An 816-nucleotide genomic window follows, 5' to 3' on the forward strand; every position below is an offset into this window, starting at 1 on the left:
ATGGTGGCCTTGTCGGCATCGATGGTCGCGGCTGCCGCCTTCTGCGCCGCCAGCGCCTGATCGTAGGTCTGCTGCGTGCCGGCCTGCTTGGCGACGAGGTCCTTGGCGCGCTGCAGGTCGGCCTGGGCGCTGACCAGCATGGCCTGGTCCTTGACCAGCGTCGCCTGGTCTTTTGCGAGCTGCGCCTTCAGCGCCCGGTCATCCAGTGAAATGAGAAGATCGCCGGCCTTGACCATCTGCCCGTCCTTGACGGCGATCGACATGATCTGGCTGGAGACGCGGGCGTTCACGCTGACCACCGATGGCGAGGAGACGAAGCCGATAGCGTAGCGGCGGATCGGAAAATCGGCGGTCGTCGCGGTTGCCGAAACGATCGAGGCCGAACGCGCGCCGCCGCCCTTGGAATTGTCCGATGCCTTGGCGGTCTTGTCGGCGCTGGCTGTGCCGATCTGCTGGCCCGAGATCAACTGCTGGAACCTGCCCATCGCGGCCGGCGAAAGATAGAGGCCGGCGCCTGCGAGACAGGCCAGCGCAACGACTGCAAAGGCGATTTTTCCGCGCATCGACAATAGCCCTCTAACCGACACGCCGATCCCGGTAGTCTATTCTAGCTCGTTTCACTGTCTTTCGCCGTGAATTTCGCCGAATAGATAGGACAAAGCTTTGGCGGAAAAGGGCCAAAACGCGGCATTACGAAGATTTAATGTGCACTGCACAATCGCTATGCAGCCGACTAACACGCCGTGGCCGCCCCTCGCATCGGGCTGAAAAATGAATCTGGGTCTGTCGAGATTCAGGTCAGGCCGAGTCGAGAAT

The 816-nt window shown here is 61.6% G+C and carries 2 protein-coding genes; both read right to left on the minus strand.

Features of this window, described 5'->3' with window-relative positions:
* Positions 1–563 (minus strand): biotin/lipoyl-binding protein (locus tag EOA29_RS38505; protein WP_127222519.1); only part of this gene is annotated, 563 nt, incomplete at its 3' end.
* 54 nt (positions 564–617) lie between these two features.
* On the minus strand, positions 618–816 hold a 199-nt coding region (locus EOA29_RS42520), incomplete at its 5' end, for a hypothetical protein (protein ID WP_210213234.1).

It is taken from the genome of Mesorhizobium sp. M1E.F.Ca.ET.063.01.1.1, assembly GCF_003998155.1.
GTDB lineage: Bacteria > Pseudomonadota > Alphaproteobacteria > Rhizobiales > Rhizobiaceae > Mesorhizobium.